The 26,687-nt window shown below is 69.0% G+C and carries 27 protein-coding genes and 1 pseudogene; 14 read left to right on the forward strand and 14 right to left on the reverse strand.

Going from position 1 to position 26,687, the window contains the following annotated elements:
* Positions 1-2: 2 nt before the first annotated feature.
* Together FDA38_RS05865 and FDA38_RS05870 are read left to right on the forward strand one after the other, a co-directional pair.
* On the forward strand, positions 3-1,061 hold the full coding sequence (locus tag FDA38_RS05865) for a glycoside hydrolase family 130 protein (protein WP_233714548.1): 1,059 nt from the start codon (positions 3-5) through the stop codon (positions 1,059-1,061).
* Positions 1,058-2,956: a hypothetical protein gene (locus FDA38_RS05870; protein WP_137253018.1), complete on the forward strand. Its 1,899-nt coding sequence runs from the start codon at positions 1,058-1,060 to the stop codon at positions 2,954-2,956. Before FDA38_RS05865 ends, FDA38_RS05870 begins: the two co-directional genes overlap by 4 nt.
* On the opposite strand, the gene FDA38_RS05875 is transcribed toward FDA38_RS05870, so the two are convergent.
* The 5 genes from FDA38_RS05875 to FDA38_RS05895 form a co-directional block, all read right to left on the reverse strand.
* Positions 2,937-3,971 carry an aminoglycoside phosphotransferase family protein gene (locus tag FDA38_RS05875; protein WP_137253019.1) on the reverse strand — a complete coding sequence of 345 codons (1,035 nt, stop codon included), beginning with the start codon at positions 3,969-3,971 and terminating at the stop codon, positions 2,937-2,939. The two genes, FDA38_RS05870 and FDA38_RS05875, sit on opposite strands and share 20 nt — an antisense overlap.
* A 29-nt stretch (positions 3,972-4,000) precedes the next feature.
* On the reverse strand, positions 4,001-4,708 hold the full coding sequence (locus FDA38_RS05880; RefSeq protein WP_233714549.1) for a helix-turn-helix domain-containing protein: 708 nt from the start codon (positions 4,706-4,708) through the stop codon (positions 4,001-4,003).
* A gap of 37 nt (positions 4,709-4,745) precedes the next feature.
* Positions 4,746-5,702: a VanW family protein gene (locus tag FDA38_RS05885; RefSeq protein ID WP_170989591.1), complete on the reverse strand. Its 957-nt coding sequence runs from the start codon at positions 5,700-5,702 to the stop codon at positions 4,746-4,748.
* A 137-nt stretch (positions 5,703-5,839) separates the two neighbouring features.
* Positions 5,840-6,937: an Rv3235 family protein gene (locus FDA38_RS05890; protein WP_137253020.1), complete on the reverse strand. Its 1,098-nt coding sequence runs from the start codon at positions 6,935-6,937 to the stop codon at positions 5,840-5,842.
* A gap of 1 nt (position 6,938) precedes the next feature.
* A complete protein-coding gene (locus FDA38_RS05895; protein ID WP_137253021.1) occupies positions 6,939-8,561 on the reverse strand; it encodes a hypothetical protein in 1,623 nt (540 codons plus the stop codon).
* A gap of 169 nt (positions 8,562-8,730) precedes the next feature.
* Here FDA38_RS05895 and FDA38_RS05900 point away from each other — a divergent pair, with 169 nt between their 5' ends.
* Positions 8,731-9,276 carry a hypothetical protein gene (locus tag FDA38_RS05900; RefSeq protein WP_137253022.1) on the forward strand — a complete coding sequence of 182 codons (546 nt, stop codon included), beginning with the start codon at positions 8,731-8,733 and terminating at the stop codon, positions 9,274-9,276.
* A gap of 114 nt (positions 9,277-9,390) precedes the next feature.
* Here the strand turns inward: FDA38_RS05900 and FDA38_RS05905 are convergent, their stop codons facing one another.
* Positions 9,391-9,639, reverse strand: coding sequence for a helix-turn-helix domain-containing protein (locus FDA38_RS05905; RefSeq protein ID WP_137253023.1), 249 nt, complete (start codon positions 9,637-9,639; stop codon positions 9,391-9,393).
* Between the two features lie 168 nt (positions 9,640-9,807).
* On the opposite strand from FDA38_RS05905, the gene FDA38_RS05910 reads away from it, so the two are divergent.
* The 5 genes from FDA38_RS05910 to FDA38_RS05930 all read left to right on the forward strand — a co-directional run bounded on the left by FDA38_RS05910 (position 9,808) and on the right by FDA38_RS05930 (position 14,613).
* Positions 9,808-10,467 carry a CpaB family protein gene (locus FDA38_RS05910; RefSeq protein ID WP_137253024.1) on the forward strand — a complete coding sequence of 220 codons (660 nt, stop codon included), beginning with the start codon at positions 9,808-9,810 and terminating at the stop codon, positions 10,465-10,467.
* Positions 10,467-11,738, forward strand: a complete 1,272-nt coding sequence (locus FDA38_RS05915; RefSeq protein ID WP_137253025.1) for an AAA family ATPase — start codon at positions 10,467-10,469, stop codon at positions 11,736-11,738. The genes FDA38_RS05910 and FDA38_RS05915 overlap by 1 nt, the downstream gene beginning before the upstream one ends.
* A 111-nt stretch (positions 11,739-11,849) precedes the next feature.
* Positions 11,850-12,644, forward strand: coding sequence for a DUF4097 family beta strand repeat-containing protein (locus FDA38_RS05920; RefSeq protein WP_137253026.1), 795 nt, complete (start codon positions 11,850-11,852; stop codon positions 12,642-12,644).
* Positions 12,645-12,709: 65 nt separating this feature from the next.
* Positions 12,710-13,381: an HAD family hydrolase gene (locus FDA38_RS05925; protein WP_137253027.1), complete on the forward strand. Its 672-nt coding sequence runs from the start codon at positions 12,710-12,712 to the stop codon at positions 13,379-13,381.
* Entirely contained in the window at positions 13,378-14,613 is a 1,236-nt protein-coding gene (locus FDA38_RS05930) for a glycosyltransferase 87 family protein (protein ID WP_233714550.1), read from the forward strand. Before FDA38_RS05925 ends, FDA38_RS05930 begins: the two co-directional genes overlap by 4 nt.
* On the opposite strand, the gene FDA38_RS05935 is transcribed toward FDA38_RS05930, so the two are convergent.
* Genes FDA38_RS05935 through FDA38_RS05945 form a run of 3 tightly spaced genes read right to left on the reverse strand, consistent with a single transcriptional unit; the run spans position 14,576 to position 17,120 of the window.
* Positions 14,576-15,316, reverse strand: a complete 741-nt coding sequence (locus FDA38_RS05935; protein ID WP_137253028.1) for a nucleotidyltransferase domain-containing protein — start codon at positions 15,314-15,316, stop codon at positions 14,576-14,578. The genes FDA38_RS05930 and FDA38_RS05935 overlap by 38 nt on opposite strands.
* Entirely contained in the window at positions 15,316-16,632 is a 1,317-nt protein-coding gene (locus FDA38_RS05940) for a hypothetical protein (RefSeq protein WP_137253029.1), read from the reverse strand. The genes FDA38_RS05935 and FDA38_RS05940 overlap by 1 nt, the downstream gene beginning before the upstream one ends.
* Positions 16,632-17,120, reverse strand: coding sequence for a cupredoxin domain-containing protein (locus FDA38_RS05945; RefSeq protein WP_137253030.1), 489 nt, complete (start codon positions 17,118-17,120; stop codon positions 16,632-16,634). Before FDA38_RS05945 ends, FDA38_RS05940 begins: the two co-directional genes overlap by 1 nt.
* A 174-nt stretch (positions 17,121-17,294) precedes the next feature.
* Here FDA38_RS05945 and FDA38_RS05950 point away from each other — a divergent pair, with 174 nt between their 5' ends.
* The 4 genes from FDA38_RS05950 to FDA38_RS05965 are packed head-to-tail and all read left to right on the forward strand — an operon-like array spanning position 17,295 to position 20,694.
* On the forward strand, positions 17,295-18,764 hold the full coding sequence (locus FDA38_RS05950; RefSeq protein WP_137253031.1) for a WS/DGAT/MGAT family O-acyltransferase: 1,470 nt from the start codon (positions 17,295-17,297) through the stop codon (positions 18,762-18,764).
* Positions 18,761-19,297: a DUF6912 family protein gene (locus FDA38_RS05955; RefSeq protein WP_137253032.1), complete on the forward strand. Its 537-nt coding sequence runs from the start codon at positions 18,761-18,763 to the stop codon at positions 19,295-19,297. Before FDA38_RS05950 ends, FDA38_RS05955 begins: the two co-directional genes overlap by 4 nt.
* A 15-nt stretch (positions 19,298-19,312) precedes the next feature.
* Complete coding sequence (gene ku, locus FDA38_RS05960) at positions 19,313-20,245, forward strand: non-homologous end joining protein Ku (RefSeq protein WP_137253033.1); 933 nt, start codon at positions 19,313-19,315, stop codon at positions 20,243-20,245.
* Positions 20,242-20,694 carry a VOC family protein gene (locus tag FDA38_RS05965; protein WP_233714551.1) on the forward strand — a complete coding sequence of 151 codons (453 nt, stop codon included), beginning with the start codon at positions 20,242-20,244 and terminating at the stop codon, positions 20,692-20,694. The genes ku and FDA38_RS05965 overlap by 4 nt, the downstream gene beginning before the upstream one ends.
* A gap of 41 nt (positions 20,695-20,735) precedes the next feature.
* On the opposite strand, the gene FDA38_RS05970 is transcribed toward FDA38_RS05965, so the two are convergent.
* Positions 20,736-20,972: a nuclear transport factor 2 family protein gene (locus FDA38_RS05970; RefSeq protein WP_202877565.1), complete on the reverse strand. Its 237-nt coding sequence runs from the start codon at positions 20,970-20,972 to the stop codon at positions 20,736-20,738.
* A 181-nt stretch (positions 20,973-21,153) separates the two neighbouring features.
* Between FDA38_RS05970 and pruA the strand changes: the two genes are divergently transcribed.
* Positions 21,154-22,782, forward strand: coding sequence for an L-glutamate gamma-semialdehyde dehydrogenase (gene pruA / locus FDA38_RS05975; RefSeq protein WP_137253034.1), 1,629 nt, complete (start codon positions 21,154-21,156; stop codon positions 22,780-22,782).
* Here pruA and FDA38_RS05980 read toward each other — a convergent pair.
* Positions 22,779-23,411, reverse strand: a complete 633-nt coding sequence (locus FDA38_RS05980) for a TetR/AcrR family transcriptional regulator (protein ID WP_137253035.1) — start codon at positions 23,409-23,411, stop codon at positions 22,779-22,781. The genes pruA and FDA38_RS05980 overlap by 4 nt on opposite strands.
* A 141-nt stretch (positions 23,412-23,552) precedes the next feature.
* Between FDA38_RS05980 and FDA38_RS05985 the strand changes: the two genes are divergently transcribed.
* Positions 23,553-24,419, forward strand: a complete 867-nt coding sequence (locus FDA38_RS05985; protein WP_137253036.1) for an alpha/beta fold hydrolase — start codon at positions 23,553-23,555, stop codon at positions 24,417-24,419.
* A 1-nt stretch (position 24,420) separates the two neighbouring features.
* Here FDA38_RS05985 and FDA38_RS05990 read toward each other — a convergent pair whose 3' ends face one another.
* The 3 genes and pseudogenes from FDA38_RS05990 to FDA38_RS43540 all read right to left on the reverse strand — a co-directional run bounded on the left by FDA38_RS05990 (position 24,421) and on the right by FDA38_RS43540 (position 26,683).
* Positions 24,421-24,618: a hypothetical protein gene (locus FDA38_RS05990; protein ID WP_137253037.1), complete on the reverse strand. Its 198-nt coding sequence runs from the start codon at positions 24,616-24,618 to the stop codon at positions 24,421-24,423.
* A gap of 75 nt (positions 24,619-24,693) precedes the next feature.
* Positions 24,694-25,185 (reverse strand): DUF2505 domain-containing protein, encoded by a 492-nt coding sequence (locus tag FDA38_RS05995; protein WP_137253038.1) that lies wholly within the window; start codon positions 25,183-25,185, stop codon positions 24,694-24,696.
* A gap of 41 nt (positions 25,186-25,226) precedes the next feature.
* Positions 25,227-26,683, reverse strand: a pseudogene (locus FDA38_RS43540) (glycoside hydrolase family 76 protein).
* Positions 26,684-26,687 lie beyond the last annotated feature (4 nt).

The raw sequence follows: 26,687 nt of genomic DNA on the forward strand, positions 1-26,687 counted from the left end.
TCGTGACTGTTCCCTACACCCTCACTCGCGTCGGCGTGCTCATGACCGCCGAGCCGGGCAACGAGCTCGAGGCCGAGGGCGTGCTGAACCCGGCGACCGGACACACTCCGGACGGTGCGCTCTACCTGCTTCCCCGTCTGGTTGCTACTGGCAACATCTCCCGTGTCGGCCTGGCTCGCGTCGAGCTCGAGGACGGGGTGCCGGTAGGCGTCGAACGCGAAGGCGTGGTCCTCGCGCCGGACGAAGGCTGGGAGCGAGGCAAGAACAACGCCGGCGTGGAGGACCCCCGCGTCACCTTCATCCCGTCCCTCGGCCTCCACGTGATGACGTACGTCGCCTACGGCCCGCTCGGCCCCAAGCCCGCGCTCGCGGTCTCGTCGGACCTGCGGGAGTGGCGCCGCCTCGGTCCGCTGCACTTCGAGTACCAGCCCGATCTCGACACGGACCTGAACCTGTTCCCGAACAAGGACACGGTCTTCTTCCCCGAGCCCGTGCCCGGCCCGGACGGCGAACCGTCGTACGCGATGCTGCACCGGCCGATGTGGGACCTCGGCTGGTTCCGTGAAGGCGAAGGCGTGCACCTGCCCGCCGGCGTGACCGATGACCGGCCGGGGATCTGGGTCTCGTTCGTGCCTGTGGCCGACGTCGAGGCCGACCTGCGGAACCTCGTCCACCTGCGTAATCACCGGCTGGTCGCGATGTCGGAGTACCCGTTCGAGGAGCTGAAGATCGGCGCCGGACCGGCACCGCTGCGGATCCCCGAGGGCTGGCTTGTGATCCACCACGGCGTCACCGGCGAGCAGCCGGAAGGCTTCGACCCGACCACGCAGAAGGTCTGCTACGCCGCCGGTGCGCTCATCCTCGACGCGGAGGACGTCACCCGCGTCATCACCCGTACCACCGAACCCCTCATGGTCCCCGAGACCGACGAGGAGAAGATCGGCACGGTCGGCAACGTCGTCTTCCCGACTGCGATCGAGCAGGTCAACGGCACCCAGTACGTCTTCTACGGTATGGCCGACGCCGCCATCGGCGTGGCCAGATTGGACCGTCTGCCATGAACCCGACCCGCCGCACCGTCATCGGCGGAGCCATCGCAGTAGCCGCCGCCTCAAGCGTCACCCTCCCCGCCTCAGCAGCATCCACCCGGCTCTCCAACCTCGCGCACCTCGACTTCCTCCGCGCGTCCGTCACCCCTCCGGCCACGCCCGGTCACACCACCTTCGGCAGCGGCCCGGTCGGCGTGCTGTGGACGTACGCCGACCGCCAGCCGGACGGCTCGTACAAGCGGATCGGCGGGGGCAGCTATGACGCGTCGACGAACACCTATGGGCAGGGTGCGTTCAACGCCGACGACATCGCTCGGGCCGCCGTCGTCTACCTGCGGCATTGGAAGCAGTTCCACGAGACGGCGTCGCTGGACGCGGCCCGTGGGCTTCTGCGCAGTCTCACGTTCCTTCAGTCTGGGAGCGGCAACGTCGTTCTCTGGATGCAGCCGGACGGCACGCTGAACCCGAGCGCCGACCCGGTCGAGCTCCCGGACCCGTCCGACTCCGGCCCGTCGTACTGGCTGGCCCGAACGGTCTGGGCGCTGGGGGAGGGGTACGCCGTCTTCCGCAAGACCGACCGTGCTTTCGCCAGCTTCCTGCGCGACCGTCTCGAGTTGGCGATCGGGGCGCTGGAGCGGCAGGTCCTGGTCCGCTACGGCCAGTACAACGTGGTCGACGGCCGCCGCCTCCCGGCCTGGCTGATCGTCAACGGCGCGGATGCGACCAGCGAGGCAGTGCTCGGACTGTCGGCTTATGTGGAAGTGGGCGGCTCACCCCGGGCTCGGCGTGCGCTGACGCAGTTCGCGAACGGCATCGCGGCGATGGCGGCCGGGTCCACCCGCGAGTGGCCGTTCCGTGCGCTGATGCCGTGGGGCGAGTCGATCTCCGACTGGCATGCGTGGGGCGCGCAGATGCCCTCCGCCCTCGCTGCCGCTTCTCACGCTCTCGGCTCACGGAAGCTGCTGGCGCCGGCGCTCGGCGACGCCGCAGGCTTCACGCCGCTCCTGATGACGGCCGGCGGTCCCGACAACGGCTGGCTGCCGGTGCCGATCGACCGCACCCAGATCGCGTACGGCGTCGACGCCCGCCTGCAGGGCGTACTGTCCGTCGGGCTGAAGCACGTCGCTGCCTTCGTCGCCGCCTGGTACTTCGGAGCCAACCGCGCCGGCCAGCCCATGTACGACGCCGGCACCGGTCGCACGTACGACGGCATCTCCGGCGACGGCACGATCAACCGCAACTCCGGGGCCGAGTCCAGCATCCACGGCCAGCTCTCGATGCTCGCCCTCGACGCCCACCCGGACGTGGCCCGCCTGACGGGCACTCCGTCGTACGACGGGCTCCAGATCGTCGAGGCCGAATCCGGCAGCGGCGGTCAGGTCGTCACACCGCCTTCGGCCTGGACCGGCGAATCCCAATGGAGCAACGGCTCTTACCTGTCCCTCGACGGTACGGCGACCTGGACCGTGCCGGCGTCGTCGCAGCCGCGGCTCGTGCTTCCGGTCGTCAACCTCATCGACACTCCGACTCCGGCTCGCACGACGTGGACTGCCGGCAGTAGGGGGCTTGGCACTCTCACGCACGTCTGCGGCCCGCAAGGTATCTCCGCCGCCGCGGGGGCTCTCCTGCCGCTGACGCTCGGCAATCCTCTGCCGGCCGGCGCCACCTCGCTCACCGCCAAGTCGCAAGGCACGGCGCAGCTGGATGCGCTGCTGCTTCTGCCGACCGTCAGCAGTCTGCGCATCGGGGACGCTGTGTTGCTCGCCAGTGTGGACACGCACGCTCGCGTCGTGAGTGTCTCGGGCAAGCATTCCTACAGCTACGATCCGTCCGGCAAACTAGTTGCTCGGGGCAACGCTTCGCGGGCGCTCGTCGTACCGGGTGGTTTTACCGTCGTGCTCGGTTGAGCGCCTCGGCACACCAGTCGGCAACGAACATCAGCGCCTGACCGCGCTGGTGGAACAGTCGCCGGCTGTCGACCTGGCGGTGATAGGCGTTGTGGGCGGGATCGGACGCGCGGCCGAGCAGGCCCGGCAGCAGCCACGCGTACTTGACCCCGGACGCCATCACCGCCAGTCGCACCTGATCGGGGTCGCCGCGCCAACCCGCTTCGTGCAGGCCGTCGAGATAGTTGGCGATGCAGGTCTCGGCGAGCTCGGGCAGGCGCTCGACCGGCCAGAACATGTCGAAGACCGCGTCCGGGATGTAGTTGCCGATGTCCTCGCCGAGCGCGCCGTCACCGGTGAACGCCCAGTCGAACAGGGCGAGGTCACCGGTCGGGCGCTGGATCACGTTCGAGACCCAGAAGTCCAGGTGGCAGGTGGCGCGGGGGAGACTCGCGACGAGATCGAGCAGTGCGTCGCGATGAACCATCAGCTGGTTCCAGGCCTGGCGCAGTTGACTCGGCCAGGTCTCGCGGATGAGCGGCTGCTGCCAGGCCGCGTCGTCGGTCAGCACCTGCCACGGCACCTCGCGGGTCGTCGAGTAGTCGCGCAGGAATCCTGTCGAGGTCCACGGCCTGTTGGTTGCGGGCTGCGCCTGCCAGCGCCCGAAGGCCCGGGTGAGTGCCGCGTGCTCGGCGAGGCTGAACTGGGTGCCGGACGTGCCGCCGATGTCTTCCATCAGCAGTACGGCGCCGTCCGGCCACTCCTCGACCTGCGCCTCGGGCAGCACCAGCCCGGCGTCGGCGAGCCTTTGGCGGAGCTCGTCGTCCCGGTACACCTCGAGTTCGCGGCGCCAGTAGTTCCAGTGCCGCGGGTCGGTCGACGCAGCCCACGGACCGGTCGAGTCGCCCGGGCTCTGGAGCTGCTTGCGTACGGCGGTGCGGCCGTCGGCGTACGTGATGCGCTCGACGGTCGCCGTCACCGCATTGAGCGGATTGTGCCGCAGAGTCGCCGTACCGACTTCCGGGTGACCGGTCATGAAGAGCAATGCTGACATGCAGCGGTGGCTCAGCCCAGCAGCGTCTTAGGTGGTAGACCGGTCAGCGCTTTGACGTCGCGGGTGAAGTGGGCCTGATCGGCGTACCCGGTGAGGGTGGCGACGTCGGCGAGGGCCAGACCGGTGCGGGCATGGTCGAGGGCGACGTTCATCCAGAGCACTCTGTCGAGCATCTTCGGCCCGTACCCGAATGCGTCCAGGCAGCGTCGGTGCAACTGCCGCTCGCTCAGGCCGATCGTCCCTGCCAACTTGGAGACGCCGGCGCTGCCTCGGAGCAGTCCGCCGCGGACATTGCGCAGTACGTAACTGATCAAACGGTCCGGCGGCTCATCGACCAGGTTGGCGACCTCTACGTCCAACGCGACGGCCGGGTCGGGTGACGATCTGATCCGGTCCAGTAGTTGTCTGCTGCGGGTCGGTGACCACAGGTCGGCCAGCGGGACCCGCTCGTTGAGCAACTCGCGAGCCGGTACGCCGAGGAAGCCCGGCGCGGCACCGGGCGCGAACCGGATCCCGGCGTACTGCGTCCCGCGTGCGGCGCTGCCCGTCCAGGCGTGACTGTCCGGCCCGGCGACCATCAGATCACCGTCGACCAGCAGGATGTCCATGCAGCCGTCGGGCAGGATCCGGTACTCCCCGCCCTCAGCGGTGCGCGTCCACAGGTCGGCGTCCGGAACGCGTGCAGGACGCTCCCGGTACGGCTCGACCGTGACTGTCATACCGCCAGTCTGCTACGGCCCGCCGACAGTTTCTTGTTCAGCGTGGCAGCACGACGTCGAGCACCGGTACATCGACCGGGAGGTACTTGACCAGGGCAACGTTCTCGCGGATCAGCTCGTCGCGGAGCGGTGTGCCGGTGCGGCGGTCGATGACCGTCCGCCAGATCTCGTTACGGCGGAAATAGTCCGCGCCGACGCGGAGGAACCGCTCGTTCTTCGCGAACACGCGGTACGACTCCTGGCCGGCGACGTCGGCCAGGATCTCGCCCTCGAGGTAGCGGTCGCCGACGTCGACGTGCAGCTGGAAGGTCTGGTCGGTGTCGTTGCGGAACTGCAGGTCCACGTAGTTGTAGACGATGCTGCAGCCCACGCCCCACGGCAGCACCCGGCCGTTGTCCGGGAACGGATCGAAGCTGTGCGTGGACCGCTGCGTCACGGTCAGCGGTGAATGCAGCACCATCCAGTGCAGCAGGTTGGCGAGCTGGCAGATGCCGCCGCCGATACCCGGCCGGGCCTGCCCGTTGGACAGCCGCATGCCCTTCACGTAACCCTTGCGACGGGTCGCGTTGCCGACCACCTTGTTGAAGGAGAACGTCTCACCCGGGCGGATCAGCAGTCCGTCGACCTGCGCGCAGGCAAGCTTCAGGTTGGTCACCTTGTTGTGCTGCATCCACATCTCGGTCTCACCGAGCTGGCGCAGCAGCAGCGACTTGTGCCGCTTCACCCGCACCGGAAGATCGCCAGCCTGCCGGGTCTCGGCGTACGGCGTGCTGGACCTGATCCACTCGAGCCGCTTGAGCGCACGGTGGTACCGCACCGCCAACGGGTAGAGCAGCGGCATCCGCTCGCTCCACCGGCGATGGTGCACCGCGGGCAGAACCCGCGCCCGCTCCGCGTCACTCAGCTGGCGCACCTCGACCCGCCACGGCGTACCCGGCGTCGCCCCAGTTGACTCCGGCGCGCGCAGTGATGTGGCGATGGTGGTCTCGGACATCATTCCCCCGAACGAGTTGGCCGGCCCCGCGGCCGACCTCGGTTACCGTACGCCGCCGCGAGCCCATTCAGATGACAGCAACCGCACGATCCGATTGCGCTCGATATGACGCTTCCTGCGTCCGAAGAGTTCGGTCCTCAGCCGATCTCGAGCGCGGTGCAGACCCAGCGGTGACGCCGGATCTCCATCCGCAACGCAATCGCCCGCGAGCGATCACCCCGCCGTACATGCGCAGCCACCTCGGCGACGAACGGCTCCGGCATGAACACCCGCACCGACTGCACACTGCTCTTCTCTTTAGCCCCGCGGGTCGTGGCAGTCGTGTTCAACCCCAACAGCCGAACCCGCCGATTCAACTCCATAAAAACTTCATCATCGGTAAACCGCACCAACTGCGAAATCGGCCGATCCCCCGCCAAAACCTCAGAAACCGCCTGAGCCAACCGCCCACCCCAAACCCGAGCCCCCGGCACCCGAGGCGCAACCTCACCGGCCCGCGCCTGCCCACCTCGCGCTACGCCCGCGCCGGTCCGCGCCTCCGGCACCCGCGGTGCCCCCTCACCGATCCGCGCTTGCGCACCTCGCGCTGCGCCCTCGCCGGCCTGCGCTTCGGTCGCGCGGGGCACGCCCGCGTTGGTCCGCGCTGCGTGGGCAGCGCTGGTCCGGGCCTCGGGAACCCGGGCCGCGCCCGCGCTGGTCCGCCCCTCGGGCACCTGCTGTGCAACCTCGTTGGACTGGGCCTGGGGGAGCCGGGGTGCGACCTCGCTGGTCCGCCCCTCCGGCACACGCGCGATGTCGTTCGTCTGCGCTTCGGGGGTCGTGCTGGTGTGGGCGGGCTTGGTGGCGTGCGGCGGCTGGGCTCCGTCAGGTTGCCCGGCCGCCTGCTTGTCGGTGGCCGGCACGACGGTGAGCTTGCGGGCCGGCGGCTGGTGAGTGGTGAGCGCCGTGATGCTCGACGACCGCCGCGGCGCGGAGCCGACGCCGAGCCGGGTGATCGCCTGCAGCCGCATGGCCAGCGCGCCATCCGTCAGATCAGCCGCGTACCGAGCCGTCGCCGGGACGGTGTGCTCGCCGCGCACCGACCGCAGCCGCGGGCGGGCAACAGACGCAAGTACGTCCGGGTTCGCGGTGGGTTCGTTCGCCGCGGACGTCGGGTTGGTGACGGCCATGAGAGCCTCCATCGGTTCCGGTGCTGAGGTCGCGTTCGTGCTGGCGAGGTTCTGGGACTGGCTCATGTCACGGCTCCTGATGAGTGGGCGGGAGGTGGCCGGTGGACGCGGGCAGCACACGAAGTACCTGCCCGGGAAGAATCAGGTCGGGGTCATCCCCGATCACATGCCGGTTCACGGCGTACCACTCAGGCCACCGCGCGGCGATCGCCTCATCCGAGGCCCCCGCCCCCAGCTCCCGAGCAGCCAGACCCCACAACGAGTCCCCGTCCCGCACCACAACCCGGACGGCACCCCCGGCCCGCACCTCGGTATACCGAGTAGGAGCCCCATCAGTAGGCCGATCCGGCACCCCCACCCGCACCCGCCCACCTTCCGCCGCCCGCCCAGCCGCGGCCGGGCGCTCGCCGCCCGCCCCCAACCCACCAACCCGCAACTCCGACCCCGGCTCAACAGCCCGCCAAGCGTCGACAGACTCCCGCTGAGCCTGAGCGCTGCCGGACTCCTGCCGAGAGTTGCTGGTCGCGGAGTCCTGCTCGGACCTGGCGGCAGGCGGCTGGGCTCCAGCTGTCCGGTGTACGTCGGCGCCGCCAAGTTGCAGCTCCGAGGCGGGCTCCATGGCCCGCCAGGCGCTGGCGGACTCCTGCTGGGACCTGGTGATGGCGTTGTCCTGTTGGGACTTGGTGGTGGCGTTGCCCTGCTCGGACTTGTTGGTGGGCGGCTGTGCCGCAGTTGTCCGGTGCGCGTCGGCGCCGCCGATCTGCACCCGGGACGCGGGCTCGGTGGAGCGCCAGTTGTTGGCGGTCTCCTGCCGTGGGCCGGTGGTGGTGTCTTGCTGGGTCTTGCTGGTGTGTGGCTGTGCTGCGGCTGTCGGGTGGGCGTCGGCGCCGCCGAGTTGCAGCTCCGAGGCGGGCTCCGTGGCGCGCCACCTGTCGGCGGACTCCTGCTGGAGCTTGCTGACGGCAGTGCCGTGCTCGGGCTTGGCGGTCTTGTCCTGCTTGGCGGTCTTGTCCTGCTTGGCCTCGGTGGTCGGCGGCTGGGCCGCGGCGGTCCGGTGCGCGTCGGCGCTGCCGATCTGCACTCGGGACGCGGGCTCGGTGGAACGCCAGGTGTCGGCGGACTCGTGCTGCGAGTTGGTGGTGGCGGCGTCCTGCTCGACCCCGATGGCGGAGTCCCGCTGGGTCTTGGCAGTACGTGGCTGGGTCGCGGCTGACTGGTGGGCGTCGGTGGCGCCGAGTTGGACCCGGGATGCGGGTTCGGTGGGGCGCCAGTTGGAGTCGGTTAGCTGGAGGGGGGAGGTGGGGGCGGGTTGGTTCACGTGGAGGACTTGGGAGCTGGGGGTGGGCGTGGCTTGGGCGGCGCCGACGGTGAGGGGGGTTACGGCGGCGACGCCGAGGCCGGAGCGGAGTAGGGCTCGGGCTGTCTTCGTGGTGATCCGGCCGGCGACGACCCCGGCGAGCTCGCCGACGACGCCGGGGATCTGCTCGAGCACCGTGCTGAGGACTGCCAGCACCAGCCACGCGTACGCGATCCACGCGACCGTCCCGACTGCGAGCACGGTCAGCGAGTCCAGGTCGTACGTCCGCACCCCGTCGATCGACCCGGCGGTCATCCACCGCAGCAGCAGGCCGAGACCGACCAGCGCGAGCACCGCGAGAGTGCCTTTCAGCCCCCGGATCATCGCGTTCATCCCGCTTCGCTCCCGACCTATGAGTTTGCGTTAGTTTGCTTTGCCTTGACCACTATAGACCGGTTCTAGGTGCACTTTGCAAGTCCTTAACGCACACAGCGTCGTTTTCCCGTGCGGAGCGTGACCGCCGACCGGCGGCTCGGCACCCGGGACCGGTAGGTTCGCGGTCATGCGGTGGGATGCGTTGTTCGCGGACCTGGAGTCGCAGTTCGAGGCGCTCCAGGAGACAGATCTGTACGGCGAGGTGGCCGATCGGATCCGCACCGAGGTCGGGAAGATCACCGTCCTCGACCGGCTCCGCGGCGCGGTGAACACCGTCGTACGCGTCGAACTGAACGACGCCGAGCCCGTCCGCGGCATGCTGAGCCGGGTCGGGAAGGACTGTCTGCTGCTCGAGACCGAGCGCTACGAGGAGTGGCTGATCCCGGTCACCGCGCTGGTCGCCGTACACCGGCTGGGGCCTTGGGCCGAACCGGCCGGCGCCGTCGAGGGCAAGCTCGGGCTCGCGCACCTGCTCCGGGGAATCGCCCGTGACCGCTCACCGGTCACCCTGTTCTGCAGCGGCGGCGGCCCCGTCACCGGCACCATCGACCGCGTCGGCGCCGACTTCCTGGAACTCGCCGAACATCCCCTCGACGCCCCCCGCCGCCGCTCCGAGGTCTACAACGTCCGCCTGGTCCCCACCCAATCCCTCCGAGCCCTCCGCCGCCGCTAACCCTGCCATCCCGGCAGCAGCCGCCCTCCGCCGCCGATGACCCCCGCCTCCAGCCCGGGGCGGGTGTGATGTGGCTTGTCTGTCCCGGCGCCAGCTCGTCGGGGCAGACGGGGGCTAGAGCTGGGCGTCCTCGGGGGTTTCGGCTTCTTCGCCGAAGGGGTGGGTGTTGATGAAGTCCTTGGTTTCGGTGTAGAGCCGCTCGATGTACTTCTCCAGCTCGGTTGCCTCGACCCGCCACTGACCGCGGCCGCCGATCTTCACCGCGGGGATGTCGCCGCGGCGGACCAGCGCGTAGACCTGGTTGGCGGAGATGTTGAGCACCTCGGCGACGTCGGCGAGCTGGAGGAAGCGGGGACCCGGCATCCGTCGGACTCCTTCACATAGTGGCTGGTTGTTTCAGTTTGCCACGGTTGGCGGATGGATGACCGGGTTTGTCCCCAGCCTGTGACTGCCTGTGGATGACCGTTCACGCCGCGAGCGCGAACCAGGCAGAATGTCGCCCGAGAACGATCGATTGACTGGGGAGACGATGTGGTCGAGACAGCCGTGCGAAGTGGATTCGGGGCGCCGTCCGCCCCGGCCCAGCGCAACCGCAAGGCCCGGTGGAAGGACAGCCGCCTGGTCCTCGGCGTGCTGCTCGTCGCCGTCACCGCGCTGGCCGGCGCCAAGCTGCTGTCGTCCGCCGACGACACCACCACGATCTGGGCCGCCAAACACGACCTCAAGGTCGGAGTCCCGCTGACGGACGACGACCTGACCACGGTCCGGGTCCGCTTCACCAGCAGCAGCGACGCCGAGCGCTACCTCGCCGCCGACGCCAACGTGAAGGGCTTGGTCGTCGGCCGCGCCGTCGACGAGGGCGAGTTCCTGCCGAAGGACGCAGCGGTCGCCAAATCCGACCAGGACCGCACCGAGCTCCCGCTCTCGGTCGCGACCGGCCGCCTACCGTCCGACACCGCGATCGGCGACATCGTCGACGTCTGGGTGGTGCCGAAGGAGGAGGGCCAGCCGGCCAGACCGCTGTGGAGCAGCGTCCGCGTCCTGCAGATCGATTCGGTCAAGGGCGTCTCGGGCAGCACCGCGCGACGACAGGTTCTGATCGGGCTCACCACGGCCGACCTGCCCCGCATCCCGGCCGCGCTGACCGCGATCGGCGCCGGCGAGCCGACCCTGGTCCGGAAGGCCGGCTGATGTCGATCCCGGTCCTGCTCGCCGTCACCGGCGCGCCCTGGGAGGCCGACGTCGTCCAGCGGACCGAGCGCGCGCCAGGGATCAAGGTCGTACGGCGCTGTGTCGACATCGCCGACGTGATGGCCGCCGCCGCGAGCGGTCAGGCCCGCGCCGTCCTGCTCGCCGACGCCCTGGCGAGGCTCTCGTCCGACGCGGTCGCCGCGTTGCACGCGCGCGGAATCGCCGTGCTCGCCCTGGTCGACCCGACGGAGAACGGCGCACCGTTCGGCCCGGAAGACCGGCTCAGCCGGATGGGCATCGAACGGATCCTGCCCGCCGACGTGAGCCCGACCGACCTCGGGCGCGCGGTCACCGAAGCCGTCGAGTCCGGCCCGGAGATCTCGACGGCTCACTTTGCGGGCGGATTCGTGCCGATCACCCCGGAAACAGCCGCCAACTACGAACCACCGCCGTACTCCCAAGGCGCCGGTCGGCTGATCGCCGTCTGGGGTCCGACCGGCGCGCCGGGCCGGACGACGGTCGCGGTCAACCTCGCCTCCGAGCTGGCCGCGAAGCGCGTCCCGACCCTGCTCGCCGACGCGGATGTGTACGGCGGGACCGTGGCGCAGATGCTCGGGATGCTCGACGAGACCTCCGGCCTGGCCGCCGCGGCACGCTCAGCGTCGAACGGTTCGCTCGACATGATCACGCTCGCGAAGCACGCCCGGCAGGTCGCGCCGCACATGCTCGTGCTCACCGGTCTCAGCCGCGCCGACCGCTGGACGGAGCTGCGTCCCGCGGCGATCGAGGCGATCTGGTCAACGGCCCGGGAGCTCGCCCCGGTCACGGTGGTGGACGTCGGCTTCTGCATCGAGACCGACGAGGAGATCTCGTTCGACTCGCTCGCCCCGCGGCGCAACGGCGCGACCGTCGCGACGCTCGAGCAGGCCGACGAGGTGATGATCGTCGGTACGGCGGATCCCGTCGGCCTGACGCGGTTGATCCGGGCCGTCCACGAGGTCCGCGCCGTCGTACCGTCGACGAACGTCCGCGTCGTCATGAACCGCCTCCGCTCCGGAGCGTTAGGCGGCTCACCCGGAGACGCCGCCGCGGAGGCCCTGGGTCAGTACGCCGGAATCGAGCCGGCCGCCCTCCTGCCGTACGACTTGAACGCGGTCGACGCCGCCATGTCCCACGGCCGCAGCCTCGCGGAGGCCGCCAAGTCCAGCAAGCTCCGCAAGTCCTTCCAGCAACTGGCCACCACGGTCGTCAAGGAGCTCGTGCCTGCCTGACCGAGCCGATAGAAGTCAGGGTCGGATCGGTGGGGAACCAGGGGATAACCCCGCCGACAGCCCGCCGACGATGTGCCAGGGTTGGCAGTACTTCGACCCGCAGGGAGTGTCATGTCCGATGTCCAGGGCCGGCCGTCGAGCTCGATGAGCACGAACCGTCGGTACGGGATTGCCATCTCCGTCGCCCTCATCCTCGGTGGCGCGTACTGGGCGCTCACCGGGCTGACCGAGGGCACCAAGAGCGGTCAGGAGTCCTACTCGGTCGGCGGCGACTCGCTGCTGGTCAAGAGCGGCGCCGCGACGCTCGAAGTACGGCCCGGGGACGGCACCGAGCTGAAGGTCGAGCGGCAGTCCGAGCGGAACGTGTTCGGCTCGGATCCGAAGGAGAAGTACGACGAGGGCGGCGGCAAGCTCGAGCTGAACAGCGGCGGATGCGGGTTCCTCTCGTTCGGGTGCAAGACCAGATACGTGCTGACCGTGCCGCGGGACCTCAAGCTGACGGTCGAGAGCAGCAGCGGGGACGTGACGGTTTCCGGGTTCACCGGCGGGGCAGAGGTGAAGTCCAGCTCCGGCGACATCGAGGTGCACGATGTCGGCGGGCCGTTGCGGATGGAGTCCAGCTCGGGTGATGTCGAGGCGGACGGCCTGACCGCGACGTCCGTGATCACGCGCAGCAGCTCCGGCAGCGCGACCCTGGACTTCACTGTCGCGCCGCAGTCGGTCGATGCGAAGACGAGTTCGGGTGACCTGTCGATCCAGATCCCGTCCGGCGACGAGTCGTACAAGGTCGACACCAAGACCTCGTCCGGCGACGAATCCGCCAACGTGAAGATCGACCCGAACGCCACCCGCACCATCCAGGCCAAGACCTCCTCCGGTGACGTCACCATCGAGTACAACCACTGACCACGGGGAGTGAGGGCCGGGGCCGGAAGCGTGATGACGGCCCCGGTCTGAGTAGGCTTGCGGGCATGGTTGAGGTGCAGGTGGTGCCGCGTGGTCTGTTGGTGGACTGGGGCGGCGTACTCACCTCCGGGCTGGAACCGGCGCTGCGGCGCTGGGCCGAGGTCGACGATTTCGACTTCGACTCCTACCTCGAAGCAGTGCTGAAGTGGCTGCCTGCGCCGTCGCCCGAGGACGCGGCCGCGGAGGCCGAGCTCAACCCGGTGCACGCGCTCGAACGCGGCCAGATCGCCGTACCCGACTTCGAGCGGAAGCTCGCCTCGATGCTCGTCCGCCGCGACGGTACGCCGGTGCCGGCCGAGGGCCTGATCGAGCGGATGTTCGCGCACTTCGAGCACCAGCCCGCGATGTCCGGACTGGTCCGTCGCGCCAACCAGCGCGGGATCAAGACCGCCCTGCTGTCGAACTCCTGGGGCAACACCTACCCGCGCGACACCTGGGACGGGATGTTCGACGACATCGTCATCTCCGGCGAGGTCGGTCTGCGCAAGCCCGAGCCGGAGATCTTCCTGCTCGCCGCCCGCCGGCTGAACTTGGAACCGGCCGAGTGCGTCTTCATCGACGACCTGCAACTCAACGTCGACGGCGCCCGCGCGGTCGGCATGACCGCGATTCTTCACACCGAGTACGACGAGACCCGGCGAGCGCTGGAAACCCTGTTCGGAGCCGACCTGACGTGACCGTGACCACCCCTCCCTCCTCCCCGACTCGTCCGGCCGGCCGCCGCAGCATCGTCATCGGCGTTCTCGCCTGCGCCGCGCTGGTCGCCCTCGGCGCCTGGATCGCGCACCTGTACGGCGGCATGATCGACCTGCGTGTCTACCGAATGGGCGGCTCGGTCCTCCTGCACGGCGACTCGCTGTACGACGCGAAACTCCCCGGCGGCTCGAACCTCCCGTTCACGTACCCGCCGTTCGCCGCGATCGCGATGGTCCCGCTGGCCGCCGTACCGTGGGGTGTCGCGCTGGTGGCGTGGACGACGATCTCGGTGCTCTGCATCGCCGCGCTGTGGCGGGCCAGCCTGACCAAGACGTTCTGGTCGTTCTTCACCCAGCGGAAGCGGACGGCGGTGCTGATCGCGCTGACCGCGCTGTCGCTGCTGCTCGAGCCGGTCTGGCAGACGATCCAGTTCGGCCAGATCAACCTGTTGCTGACCGCAATGATCCTGCTGGACCTGGTCCGGCCGAACAACACCCGGTTGCGGGGCTTCTGGCTCGGAGTGACGATCGGCGTCAAGCTGACCCCGCTGCCGTTCCTCGCGCTGCTGATCGTGACGAAGCAGTGGCGGGCGCTACGCAACGCCGTACTGGGCCTGCTGGCGACGATGGCGATCGGGTTCGCGATCGTGCCGCACCAGTCGTGGCGGTACTGGACCGACGTGATCCTGGACGCCAACCGCGTCGGCGGGATCGCGTACACCGGCAACCAGTCGTTCAACGGGTTCCTGCACCGGATCGGTGACGACGCGAGCTGGGTGCAGCCGACCTGGTTCGTGGTCTCTGTGGTGTTCGGGCTGCTCGTGCTGTGGCTGGCTCGTCGCTACTGGCTGGCGGACGAGCGTGTCACGGCGATCTCGGTGATGGCGCTGGCGGTCCTGTACGCGTCGCCGATCTCGTGGAGCCACCACTGGGTCTGGATCATCCCGCTCGGCGTCAGCCTGATCCGCGGCGTCAACCGCGTCTGGGGCCTCAACCCGGCCGTGATCACCGGCGTACTGTTCTACGGCCTGTTCGTACTGCGCTCGATCTGGTGGGTCCCGTACCGCGACGACCGTGAGTTGAGCTGGTCCTTCTGGCAGTCGATCCCGGGCAACTCGCACCTGATCGTCGGCATGATCGCGTTCATCTTGCTCGCGATCACCAGCCGCAGCCTGCCTAAGCCGTCAGCTCCCGCAACGTCCGAGTCAGCCTGACCGCCAGCTCGCCGTCGACCTCACCCATCTCGGCCAGCAGTACGTCGACACTCGCACGGAACGCCCGCTTCAACTCGGCGGCGTCGAGAGACCGCACCAGCGTCGGCTCAACCGCCCAGGTGGTAGCCCCAGGCAACAAATGCAGCCCGCGACCCTGCGCATGCGGTACGCCGTGGCGCAAGCACATCAGCATCAGTACGTGATCCCGCACGCCGCTGATCATGTACTCCGCCTGCCACACCTTGCCCCGCGCGATACTCGACCGCGCGTGCAACGCGTAGAGCCAGCCCATGCCGATCAGGTCGACGGGATCGGGCGCACCGCGCGAGGGTTGCTCGACTGCCTCGCCGAAGAGCAACTGGAAGGTAGGACCCAGGGCGCCGAACGCTTCGGCCGGGGCGAACGCGATGTCCACCTGGAGGGTGGAGGGCAGGAGGAAGACACGGTAGATGGTTGGTCCCGCCCACATGTCCGTGTGATGGATGGCGCCATGCGAGGCATACATCGCCGCCGTCCAGTCGGCCAGGACGGTGTCCTGGACGGCTGACGATCCCAGGCCAAGTGCCAGATCGATGTCCGACCACTCGTCCTCCCCGCCGACCGCGGCCGATCCGGTCAGGGCGGCACCGGCAATTCGCGCATCTCCTCGGGCCCGCGCGACCAGTTCATCGCGCAGGGCCGAGCGCTCGGCAGGCGTGTACATCAGGACGAGAACAGCAGGAGCAGGCCGCCGCACGTGTAACCGACCATGACGACGAGCAATGGGATCTGTCCTGCCAGCGCCTTCGCGCGCGGGAACAGCGCGACCGCGCGGTCATGGGCCGAGATGACGCCGAGGAGGTGGCCGCAGACCACGGCGAGCACCTGGATGACCGCGATCGCCGTGCTGTGGTTGGTGATGCCGGTGTTCACCGCGAGGAGACCGGTGCCGAAGATGTTCGCGCCGTTGCTGAGCGGGTCGCTCAGGTAGATCAGCGTCCGCTGCCCTTCCAGGATGAACAGCGTCAGGTAGTGCGCGACGACGTACCCGAAGGCGATCGGTACGACGGAGTGGGCGAACAGGCCCGGCAGTGAGGTCCGCGAACTGTCGGACAGCCGGCCCGCGAGGACGGTGGCGCCGGAGAACGTGCCCAGCACGACGAGGATGAAGACGATCAGTGCGGCCGTGCCGAGCCACGTCATCGAGATGTCCTGGTTCTGCGCCCAGCCGATCCAGGTCGACGAGTTCGAGAACCCGTCGTACGCCGTCGAGCCGAGCAGGGCCGCGACCATGCCGACGAGGCCCGGCTGCGGCTTCAGTCCGTCGAGGTTCTCCAGCGGACGTCGTACGACGAGGGCGCCGTCCGTACGCCGACCCCACGGGGACAGCCGGGACATCAGCGTCGCGTAGACCTCAAACGGATCGCCCTGCGAGAACCAACGGTCGCCGAACAGGATCGCCCCGAACATCGTGATCACGACGTACAGCGCGATCCAGGCCTGCAGCACCGGGATCGTCGCGCGGTCCGGTGCGACCAGCTCGAGCCAGGTGAACGCGAAGATGCCGAGCGCGGCCGGCCACAGGCCCACCCACGCGGGGAGCTCGAGCAGGCCCTTCGACGGCGGTTGGCGAAGCAGCTTCGAGAGCAGGAGGTGGATGGTGCGCAGCGGGTTCAGCGTCCGCCAGACCGGGCCGAGCGCGATCGAGATCGGTACCAGCCCGACCCAGACCAGGATGTAGATGAACCCGAAGATCGGGTTCGTCAGCCGGTCCACGCCGAACATCAGCGACACCATCGCGTACAGGAAGGTCGCCAGCCCGACCACGCGGACGATCCACCGGAACCAGCCGGCGTCGACAGTCCGGGTGATTGCGGCAGGCAACGGCTTCCCGGACGCGTTCCCGCGGTACTTCGGACTCCGCCACGCCAGCCCGAGGACGACGAAGGACAGCGCGACCGCAACCGCGGCCCCACCCACCGCCAGGCCGAACGGAATCGGCAGATCCTGCCGACCCCCGATCCCGTGAAGCGGGATCATCACGAAACGACGAGCTTGGCGACCAGCTTGCCGCTCTTGTGCGTCTCGACCTCGAAGGTGCCCTTCATGTTCGCGGTGAACTTGACCGAGGCGGGCTTGCCCGGGCTCAGCTCGAGCTCCTTGTCGTACCCGTGGATGTGCAGCTCGTCGTCGGCGTCGCTGATCACCTTGACCAGCACGGTCTGGCCGGCCTTCACCTTGATCGTCGCGCCGCTCGGGTTGACCTTGCCGTTGGCAACGGTGACGTCGATGGTCACGTCGGCCTGCTCGCCGGACGGGTCCGCGGTGTTCGACGGGGAGCTGGTGTTCGGCGAGCCCGGGGTCGGGGTATTGGTCGGGAGGGTCGACGTCGGCGTACCGGCCGGGGCGCTCGGGGACGGGGTGCTCGAGCCGCTGTTCGAGTCGCCTCCACCACAGCCGGCCAGGACCAGCATGCCGAGGGTGGGCAGGAGAGCGGTGGCGGCACCGCGAGTGAGCGTCGAACGCATCGGACCAGAAGCCTTTCGAGGGGTGGTGAACTTCTCAGGGTGCGGGACACACCCTCTTGCCTGACGAACACGGATAGCTCAGTGTTCCCGTACAAGCAGTGTCGCAGCCCACTGTCGGACCCGGCCGCTAGGGTGACAAGACGGTAATCCAGTAGAGAGAGGAAGGTGACGGTGATGCCCGATCGGCTGACGTCGCTCGATCTCACCTTCCTGAAGGCAGAGTCGCCGGCGACCCCGATGCACGTCGGGACGGTCGACATCTTCGAGCCGCCGGTGCACGGCGACGAGGGGTTCGACTACGAGAGCCTGGTCGCCCTGATCCGGGACCGGATCGCGTTCGTCCCGCGGTACCGGCAGCGCGTGCAGCAGGTGCCCGGCCGGTTCGCCGGTCCGGTCTGGGTGGACGACGAAGAGTTCGACATCACCTTCCATGTACGGCGCTCCGCCCTGCCCCGCCCCGGCACCCACGCGCAGCTGCTCGAGCTGGTCGCGCGGATCATGTCCCGGCGGCTCGACCGCGCCCGCCCGCTGTGGGAGATGTACCTGGTCGAGGGCCTCCAGGGCGACCGGTTCGCGATCATCTCGAAGTCCCACCAGGCGCTTGTCGACGGCAACAGCACGGTCGACATCGGCCAGGTCGTGCTGGACTCGACCGCGCACCCGCGCGACACCCCGACCGACACCTGGCAGCCGGAGCACCCGCCGTCCGCGCTCGAGCTGCTCGCCGGTGTGTTCTCCGACGCGACCAAGCATCCGACCGCGGTCCTGGAGCTGGCCCGCGCCGAGATGGCCAGCCTGACCGGCTCCACCTCGGTCCGCGAGGTGCTCGGTGACGTGGTCGGCTCGCTGGTCGCGCAGCGGCACGCGCAGGAGAGCTCACTGCACGTGAAGACGTCCGGCCAGCGCCGGTTCACCACCGTGCAGACCGACCTGGAGGACTACCGGACCGTCCGCGCAGCCCACGGCGGCACGGTGAACGACGTGATCCTGGCCGTGGTCGCCGGTTCGTTCCGGGCCTGGATGATGACCCGCGGCGAAGGCGTCGGGCCGACCCGCAGCGTGCGCGCGGTGATCCCGGTCAGCATCCGCGACGACGAGGACGACGAGCCGACCTCGCTCGGCTCCCGCGTGATCGCCTCGACCGTGAACCTCCCGGTCGGCGAGAACTCGCCGGTCATGCGGCTGCACCAGATCTCGTACCAGACCAAGGTCCACAAGGACACCGGTCGCGCCGTCAGCGCCCGCTCGCTGGTCGGCATCGCCGGGTTCGCGCCGACCACGCTGCACGCGCTGGCCGCCCGGGTCGCGACCACCACGGTCCGCCCGATCGACGACGTCGTGATCACCAACGTCCCGGGTCCGCAGTTCCCGCTGTACGCGCAGGGTGCGCCGATGCTCGCGTCGTACCCGGTGGTCCCGTTGATGCCGGGGCAGGGCCTGTCCGTCGGCGTCACGTCGTACGACGGGAAGGTGTACTACGGTCTGAATGCGGACCGGACCGCGATGCCGGACCTCGCTGTTTTCGCCCAATGTGTGACCGACGCGCTCGACGAATTACTGGACACCACCAAGGGCAGCCGGAACCGGGCCTCCCGGGGCCGGAAGAAGACCCGCGGCCAGACACAGAAGAAGGCGGGTTCATGAGGGTCTACATCCCATCCACGCTGCGGTTGCTCAGCGTGGCCTGCAACGCGGGGGAGATCGGGCCGGCCCCGCTGACGGCGTACGCCGTGACGCCGGCCTTGCGGGAGTGGTACTCCGAGGGCGACGACGAGGAGCTGGAGTACGCCGCGATGGCGCAGGCGGCTCGCGCCTCGGTCGGACTGCTCGCCGATGATCCCGGGATCGCGCGGAGGCGGGTGGTGATCGCGGCCGAGGTGAGTGCGGTGCCGCCGGCGGACGGATCGGTGGAGCTCGGCGACGCCCGGCTGGAGCTGCACGTGGTGATTCCGTGGCGGTCGGTGGCAGCTGTCCACATGGATGCGACCGACGCGATCCCGGTGGTCAGGAAGGCGGCCGACCGCTGGGAAGCCGCACAGAACGGTGATGACGACGCGGTGTTCGCCCTGGATTCGTGCGAGGGTGAAGACCTGCTGTGGTACGCGACGCAAGAGATTCCCGACCTGCTCGCGGCGGAGGGGCCGCGGGGGCGCAACGGGTCGAACGGATCGAACTGACGGGAGCTGATGGCGATGCAGGCGATCTGGAAGGGGGCCATCTCGTTCGGGATGGTGACGATCCCGATCAAGGTGTTCTCCGCGACCGAGGAGAAGGACATCTCGTTCCGTCAGGTGCATGTCGCCGACGGCGGTCGGATCAAGTACAAGCGGATCTGCTCGGTCGATGGCGAAGAGGTGCCGTACTCCGATATCGGCAAGGGCTACGAGATGCCCGACGGCCGGATGATCGTGCTGGACTCCGACGACTTCGCCGACCTGCCGCTGTCCAGCAAGAAGGTCATCGACGTCCTCGAGTTCGTGCCCGCGGACCAGGTCGACCCGCTGTACCTGGGCAAGTCGTACTACCTCGCCGCTGACGGCGGACCGGGCGCCAAGCCGTACGTGCTGCTCCGGGACGCGCTCGATGGCTCCGAGCTGTACGCGCTGGTGAAGGTCGCGCTGCGGTCGCGGGAGAGCCTCGGGCTGCTGCGGACGGTCGACGACGTACTCGTGCTGCAGGTGATGCTGTGGCCGGACGAGATCCGGGACAAGTCGTTCGCGGCGCCGCCGGAGGACGTCGAGATCCGGACGCAGGAGAAGGCGATGGCGTCGTCGTACATCGACACGCTGCGCGGTGAGTTCGACCCGGAGCAGTACCACGACGACTACCGCGAGGCGCTGGAGAAGGTCGTCCAGGCGAAGGCCGAGGGCGTGCCGCTGCCGGAGTCCGAGGACGAAGAGACCGAGGGCGCCGAGGTCGTCGATCTGGTGGCTGCGCTGCGTGCGTCCGTCGAGGCGGCGAAGGCCCGGCGCGCGGGCGGTGGCTCGGCCGAGTCCGAGCCGGCCAAGAAGGCGCCGGCGAAGAAGGCTGCCGCGGCGAAGAAGGCTCCGGCCAAGAAGGCTGCCGCGGCCAAGAAGGCTCCCGCCAAGAAGACGGCCAAAAAAGCCGCGAAGAAGTCCGCATGACCGAGCGCACCGATATCCCGGCCGACGAGTCGGAGATCCCGGTCGACCCGGGGCATGCGCTGGTCACACCGGGCTCGTACCTGCTCGAGCTGATCCCGATCCCGGTCGCCGACCTCGACCGGGCCAAGCAGTTCTACGTGGAGCAGTGCGGGTTCGTGGCGGACGTCGATGTGAGCCCGGCCGACGGCGTTCGGATCGTGCAGCTGACGCCACCCGGTTCGTACTGCTCGATCAGCCTCACCACGGGCCTGGACCAGATGGCGATGGAGCCCGGCTCCCAGCGCGGTCTGCACCTGGTCGTCAAGGACATCGAGGCGTCCCGCGCCGAGCTCATCGGCCGGGGCGTCGAGGTCAGCGAGACCGCGGACATGGGCGGTGTCTTCTACGCCTGGTTCGCGGACCCGGACGGCAACACCTGGGCCCTCCAACACATGCCCTGGCGGAAGTAGCTGGCTACCCGTGGGTCGCCGGCGCATGCCATCCAGCAGCGTCAGCGACCCAGCGGGCGGCGTCGCAGGACCACCTTCCGGCGGCTGATGAGCCAGCCGTCCGGCGTACGCACCACGACGTCCTCGTAGACGAGGCTGGCGCAGCTGCCGGCAGCCGTGATCCCGATCGCCTTGGACCGAGCGGTCACCTCGTCGGGCCCGACCTCGGTCAGCACGATGTTGGTGACGTGATGCCCGTGCAGATTGATCAGATCGGTAATCGCAATCCGGTCGGCCACGTCCATCGTCAGTTGATCGAGCCTACTCGGGTGGCGGGTTCGGGGGTGGACCAGTGGGTCGGGTGGTCGGGTGGTGGTCAGGTTCGTTTCCGGCGGTGAGTCATGGCACCATGCTTGTGTCATCAATGGGCAGGCCGCCCACCCGCACCGGCCCCACCCCCAGAAGAGGAGCTTCGCCACCATGGATGCCGTCACCGACGTTCCGACGCCTGCCAACGAGCCCGTCAAGGGGTATGCGCCCGGTTCGGCCGAGCGTGCGAGTGTGGAGGCGAAGCTCAAGGAGTTCAACGCGGCGGGCGCGATCGACCTGACCTGCACGATCGGCGGTGAGCAGAAGCTGGGCGGCGGCGCGCCGGTCGACGTGGTGCAGCCGCACAAGCACGGGCACGTGCTCGGCACGCTCGGCAACGCGACCGAGGCGGACGGCCGCGCGGCGGTCGTCGCGGCGCTCGCGGCGGCTCCGTCCTGGCGCTCGCTGTCGTTCGACGACCGCGCCGCGATCTTCCTGAAGGCCGCCGACCTGCTGGCCGGCCCGTGGCGCGACACCCTCAACGCAGCCACCATGCTCGGTCAGTCGAAGACGATCCAGCAGGCCGAGATCGACGCCGCCTGCGAGCTGATCGACTTCCTCCGGTTCAACGTGGCGTTCGCGCGGCAGATCGTCAGTGACCAGCCGATCTCGTCGCCGGGCGTGTGGAACCGGGTCGACTACCGGCCGCTCGAGGGCTTCGTCTACGCGATCACGCCGTTCAACTTCACCGCGATCGCCGGCAACCTGCCGACCGCGCCCGCGTTGATGGGCAACACCGTGGTCTGGAAGCCGTCGCCGACGCAGCAGTTCGCAGCGCACTGGACGATGCGGCTGCTCGAGGCCGCGGGTCTGCCGGCCGGCGTCATCAACCTCGTCACCGGCGACGGCATCGAGGTCAGCAAGGCCGCGCTCACCCACCCGGACCTGGCCGGCATCCACTTCACCGGCTCGACCAAGACCTTCCAGTCCCTGTGGGGCACGGTCGGCACGAACATCTCGGCGTACAAGACCTATCCGCGGCTGGTCGGCGAGACCGGCGGCAAGGACTTCATCCTCGCGCACCCGTCGGCGGACCCGGCGGTGCTGAAGACGGCGATGGTCCGCGGCGCGTTCGAGTACCAGGGCCAGAAGTGCTCGGCCGCTTCCCGGGCGTACGTCGCTCGCTCGGTCTGGGACCGGATCCGTGACGACCTGGTGGCCGAGACCGACTCGCTGACCATGGGCGACGTCAGCGACCTGTCGAACTTCATCGGCGCCGTGATCGACGACCGCGCGTTCGCCAAGCACAAGGCCGCGCTGGACCGGGCCAACGCGACGGACTCGATCGAGGTCGTTGCCGGTGGCACCTATGACGACAGCGAGGGGTACTTCGTCCGCCCGACCCTGCTGGTCTCCGACGACCCGACCGACGAGATCTTCACGACGGAGTACTTCGGCCCGATCCTCGGCGTCCACGTGTACGACGACGCGGACTACGACGCGGTGATGCGGGGGATGGAGCACTCGGCGCCGTACGGGCTGACCGGTGCGGTCATCGCGCAGGACCGGCACGCGGTCGCGGAGGCCTCGGAGTACCTGCGGTTCGCCGCCGGCAACTTCTATGTCAACGACAAGCCGACCGGCGCGGTCGTCGGGCAGCAGCCGTTCGGTGGGGCGCGCGCGTCCGGCACGAACGACAAGGCCGGCTCGATGTGGAACCTCATCCGCTGGGCGTCCCCGAGATCCATGAAGGAGACCTTCGCCCCGCCGACCGACTACAGGTACCCGCACCAGGGCTAGCGGACCAGGCCTCGGCGGACGGTGATGTAGAAGGTCGTCAGGTCGTCGACCAGGGCCTCGATCTGGTCCTGGTCGGACAGGTTCGCCTCCAGCAGCCAGTCCGAGATCAGGTCGAACATGCCGCCGACCAGCCCGATCGCGACACTGTGCCGGACGGCGCGCTGCTCCTCCGGCTGCGGCCCGTCGTACCGGTCCCAGAGCTGCACCAGGAAACCGGCGGCCCAGCGGCGGTTCGTACGGCGTTGCCGCTCGACCGCTGCCGAGATGCCCGACGCCATGCCAAAGGTGACCTTGGTGATCCGTGGGTCGTCGACCAGCGCATGCACGAAGGTCGCCAGCAGCCGCGGCGCTTCCTGCCGCTCGTTGCCGGTGGCCTGCGCGGCGGCGCCGGCCACCTGTTCCTCCAGACGTTCGGAGGTGCGCTGGAGTAGGGCGAGATAGCACTCCTCCCGGCTGGCGAAGAGCTCGTAGAAGCTCTTCGTCCCGATGAACGCGGTACTGCAGATCTGCTCGATCGACGTGCCGAGATAGCCCTCGGCGGCGAACAACTTGAGCGCCGCATCCAGCAGCTGCTCGCGTCGTTCCGCCCGGCGTTGGTCGGCGTCGAGTCCCCGTATGGTCCTGCTCATGCGCTGGACACTACCCCGGGTGCCGGGATCGTAACCGAGGGGAACTTGTTTCGAACCCGAGCCCTTGTTTGTAACCAGCGAGCATGTTCCACTAACCGTGGTCTACTGGTCACCGACTGAAACCATCACGGGGAGCTTGTCATGCGCAATCGCTTCCGGCGGACGGCTGCCGGCCTGTTCGCCGCCGTCCTGCTGGCCGCCTCGGTCACGTCCGCGAGTACGGCGAGTGCCGCGCCGTCGTCCGGGTTCGACAACTGGTCCTGCAAGCCGTCGGCCGCCCATCCCAACCCGCTCGTCCTGCTGCACGGACTCGGCGGCAACGGCCCCGGCAACTACTCGTACCTCGGCCCGTTCCTGGCCGCGAAGGGGTACTGCGCCTTCACGCTCACGTACGGCCAGGCCGACCCGAACATCCCAGTCGGCGGCACGGTCTCGATCGCCCGGTCGTCGGTCGAGATCGCATCGTTCGTGCAGCGCGTCCGCGCCGCGACCGGCGCCGCGAAGGTCGACCTCGTCGGTCATTCCGAAGGCGCGTTCCAGAGCCTCTACGGTCCGAAGGTCCGCGGGTACTCCGGTCAGGTCGGCAAGGTGGTCGCGCTGGCGCCGCCGACGCACGGTACGACGTTCGCGGGGCTCGTGAGCGTGGGGGATTACCTCGGGCTCGGACCGCTCGTCGACCAGGTGCTGCAGCGGTTCGGCTGCGCGGCGTGCGACGAGTTGATCGTCGGCGGGTCAGCGGTGAAGACGTTGACGACCGGGCCGATCGCGCAGTCCGGGACGAAGTACACGGTGATCGCGTCGCGCTTCGACGCGCTCGTGACTCCGCACGAGACGTCGTTCATCCGGGAGCCTGGCGTGACGAACGAGTACGTCCAGGACACGTGCCCGCTGGATCCGGTCGGGCATGTCGGGCTGGCCTTCGACCCGACAGTCGCTCAGCTGGTCGCGAATGCCCTCGACCCGGCCCACGCGAGCCGGGTGGTCTGCGCGTTCGGGCCGCCGCTGTAGGTCAGGCGGTCTGGCTCGTCTGGAGCGGTGGGTCGACGAGGAGGGCGTATCCGCACTTGATGCAGATCCACTCGTCCGGCTCGTCGACCAGGTGGTCCGGGGCCTCGATGCACTCGAACGGCATCGTGGTCGCGCAGAACACGCAGAACTGCTCGACCTCCGTGGCAGGCGGGGTCTTCTTCCGTTTGGAACTTCGCATGGAACGAGTCACCTCCGGGTGCAACCTTGTTCTCAGGTTGCCACCGGAGGTGATCCGCTCAGTGCAGCGACACGGTTACTTCGCGGCCCACTCGCGGCCGAGGTCGTGTTCCTTGACCAGGCCGGCGCGGATCGCGTCGACGACGGTCGGCTCGAGCTTCTTGCCGATCAGCGGTACGGCGACCTTCACGTCCAGGTCGATCGCCTGGACGGTCTGAGCCCCGTTCTTGGCGATACTCGCCTTGCCCTTCAGCGTGACCGGCGTGTTGGCGATCTCGCCCGACACATCCGCCGTCCGCGAACCGTCGGCCGCGGCGGCGTGCCAGGTCTCGGTCTGTACGACGGTCAGCGTGTCCCCGACGAACTTCTTCGCCATGTCGGGGATGTCGACGGCGGGCATCTTCCGGCTGACCCGGACGATCGTGTCGCCGCCGGACGTGTTCACCTGGACGTCGTACGACAGCGCCTTGGTCTTCTCGCACGCCTGCTCGCGGAAGGCGGTGTCCGTGACGATCGCGAACACTTCCTCGGGGGTGGCGTCGTACGACGCCGACAGCTTCAGTTCCATGCGTTCATCATGGCATTACTCATCGGTCACCGGCGTGAAGGTCACGGGGCGGCGTTGAGGAGGTCGAGGACGGATTGCTGGCGGGCGGCGTCCAGTTTGTCGACGGGGCCGGACCAGCGCAGGCCGTACTGGTCCATCGGGGTGCGGTCGGCGGTGAAGGCGCGGTCGGCCTGGCGTTGCAGGTAGGACGTGTAGGGGTGGTCCGGGAGGGCTGCGTTGAGTTTGCCGAGCCCGCGGACGTGGGCGCCCTTGAACGACGGGCCGTCGCCGCCGCAGTCGCCGGTTTCGCAGGGCTCGCGGAGGATGCCGTCGGTGGTGTGGAGAGATGCCGCGGTGGTCGATGCGTCGGCGAGCTGGCGGGCGGAGGTCAGGTACGCCGAGTTGTTCGTTGCCTTGGACAACTCGGTGAGCGCGCCGATCAGCACGCCCTGGTTGTACGTCCACGCGGTGTCGCCGTTGTTCCTGCAGGTGGACAGGTCGATGCCGTCGTTGACAGGTTCGAGCCGTTGATCATCCCGGTCTGCTGGAACCAGGTCCAGCCCGCCTGCGCGCGTTGCAGGTACGTCGTGTCGCCCGCGACCCGCGTGTGCAGTTGCGCGTTGAGCTGGATGTAGAGCGAGTTCGAGATCGCGTTCTTGTACGTCTTCGCCTCGCTCCACCAGACCCCGCCGCCGCAGGTGTTGTCCCAGTACGCCGCCATGTGGTCGGCGTCGGCACGTGCCGTCTGGAGGTAGCGGGCGTCACCGGTCAGGTCGTACGCCGCGACCCAGGCGAGACCCCACCAGCCGGTGTCGTCGATGTAGTCGTTGCGGAACTGACCTTCGGCCGCGTTGAGGTTGAGGTCGTACGTGCGCGCGATCGCGTACTCGTAGCTGTGCATGCCGCTGATCCGGATGTTGTCGATCAGGGCGTTGAGCGCGTTGGCCGAGTTCCACCAGCCGGTGGTGTCGAACAGGCCGGTCGACAAGTTGTAGTCCTGCATGAGCGCGGTCGCGGCCGCAGTACGACGGTCCCAGGCGTTCCAGGTTGTCCGTGCCCACGGCGTACATGCGATGTCGGCGCGGTCGCCGGCCTTGCCGCAGGCGCGGAGGGCGCCGACTCCTAGGTTGCTCCAGTCGTCGACGTTGTACATCAGCGTGCGCCAGCCGCGTTGTCCGGCAGGGACCGCGGTGTTGCCGAGGCGGCTGCCGCCGGCCCAGGTGCGGCCGCCGTCCATCGAACGGTCGAGCCAGATCTCGTCGCCGGGGTTGCCGTTGTCGATCGAGGCCCAGCCCATCGCGTCGTCATCGTCGATGTGCAGCGTGATCGTGCGGCCGAACAGGGTGGTGGAGACCGGCGTGCGATCCTTCGGCGCGAGTCCGGGGTCGCGGGCATCGCAGTACTTGTTGCAGATCGTTGCCTGGGTGGACATATTCACCTCCGGCGTAGCTGGCGCCGGTGGGGGCGCGCCGAGGGGTGCGACGAGCAGGGCAAGGCTGGAAACGATTCCAACTGACATCACG

Origin of the sequence: Kribbella jiaozuonensis (assembly GCF_005233875.1) — a bacterium.
GTDB lineage: Bacteria > Actinomycetota > Actinomycetes > Propionibacteriales > Kribbellaceae > Kribbella > Kribbella jiaozuonensis.

What these genes read in the sequence shown, in the direction of transcription:
- FDA38_RS05870 (WP_137253018.1), top strand. Translation starts at nt 1,058, where the DNA reads ATGAACCCGACCCGCCGCACCGTCATCGGCGGAGCCATCGCAGTAGCC.
- FDA38_RS05875 (WP_137253019.1), bottom strand. Translation starts at nt 3,971, where the DNA reads ATGACCGGTCACCCGGAAGTCGGTACGGCGACTCTGCGGCACAATCCG.
- FDA38_RS05880 (WP_233714549.1), bottom strand. Translation starts at nt 4,708, where the DNA reads ATGACAGTCACGGTCGAGCCGTACCGGGAGCGTCCTGCACGCGTTCCG.
- FDA38_RS05885 (WP_170989591.1), bottom strand. Translation starts at nt 5,702, where the DNA reads ATGTCCGAGACCACCATCGCCACATCACTGCGCGCGCCGGAGTCAACT.
- FDA38_RS05890 (WP_137253020.1), bottom strand. Translation starts at nt 6,937, where the DNA reads ATGAGCCAGTCCCAGAACCTCGCCAGCACGAACGCGACCTCAGCACCG.
- FDA38_RS05895 (WP_137253021.1), bottom strand. Translation starts at nt 8,561, where the DNA reads ATGAACGCGATGATCCGGGGGCTGAAAGGCACTCTCGCGGTGCTCGCG.
- FDA38_RS05900 (WP_137253022.1), top strand. Translation starts at nt 8,731, where the DNA reads ATGCGGTGGGATGCGTTGTTCGCGGACCTGGAGTCGCAGTTCGAGGCG.
- FDA38_RS05905 (WP_137253023.1), bottom strand. Translation starts at nt 9,639, where the DNA reads ATGCCGGGTCCCCGCTTCCTCCAGCTCGCCGACGTCGCCGAGGTGCTC.
- FDA38_RS05915 (WP_137253025.1), top strand. Translation starts at nt 10,467, where the DNA reads ATGTCGATCCCGGTCCTGCTCGCCGTCACCGGCGCGCCCTGGGAGGCC.
- FDA38_RS05920 (WP_137253026.1), top strand. Translation starts at nt 11,850, where the DNA reads ATGTCCGATGTCCAGGGCCGGCCGTCGAGCTCGATGAGCACGAACCGT.
- FDA38_RS05925 (WP_137253027.1), top strand. Translation starts at nt 12,710, where the DNA reads ATGGTTGAGGTGCAGGTGGTGCCGCGTGGTCTGTTGGTGGACTGGGGC.
- FDA38_RS05935 (WP_137253028.1), bottom strand. Translation starts at nt 15,316, where the DNA reads ATGTACACGCCTGCCGAGCGCTCGGCCCTGCGCGATGAACTGGTCGCG.
- FDA38_RS05940 (WP_137253029.1), bottom strand. Translation starts at nt 16,632, where the DNA reads ATGATCCCGCTTCACGGGATCGGGGGTCGGCAGGATCTGCCGATTCCG.
- FDA38_RS05945 (WP_137253030.1), bottom strand. Translation starts at nt 17,120, where the DNA reads ATGCGTTCGACGCTCACTCGCGGTGCCGCCACCGCTCTCCTGCCCACC.
- FDA38_RS05950 (WP_137253031.1), top strand. Translation starts at nt 17,295, where the DNA reads ATGCCCGATCGGCTGACGTCGCTCGATCTCACCTTCCTGAAGGCAGAG.
- FDA38_RS05955 (WP_137253032.1), top strand. Translation starts at nt 18,761, where the DNA reads ATGAGGGTCTACATCCCATCCACGCTGCGGTTGCTCAGCGTGGCCTGC.
- ku (WP_137253033.1), top strand. Translation starts at nt 19,313, where the DNA reads ATGCAGGCGATCTGGAAGGGGGCCATCTCGTTCGGGATGGTGACGATC.
- FDA38_RS05965 (WP_233714551.1), top strand. Translation starts at nt 20,242, where the DNA reads ATGACCGAGCGCACCGATATCCCGGCCGACGAGTCGGAGATCCCGGTC.
- pruA (WP_137253034.1), top strand. Translation starts at nt 21,154, where the DNA reads ATGGATGCCGTCACCGACGTTCCGACGCCTGCCAACGAGCCCGTCAAG.
- FDA38_RS05980 (WP_137253035.1), bottom strand. Translation starts at nt 23,411, where the DNA reads ATGAGCAGGACCATACGGGGACTCGACGCCGACCAACGCCGGGCGGAA.
- FDA38_RS05985 (WP_137253036.1), top strand. Translation starts at nt 23,553, where the DNA reads ATGCGCAATCGCTTCCGGCGGACGGCTGCCGGCCTGTTCGCCGCCGTC.
- FDA38_RS05990 (WP_137253037.1), bottom strand. Translation starts at nt 24,618, where the DNA reads ATGCGAAGTTCCAAACGGAAGAAGACCCCGCCTGCCACGGAGGTCGAG.
- FDA38_RS05995 (WP_137253038.1), bottom strand. Translation starts at nt 25,185, where the DNA reads ATGGAACTGAAGCTGTCGGCGTCGTACGACGCCACCCCCGAGGAAGTG.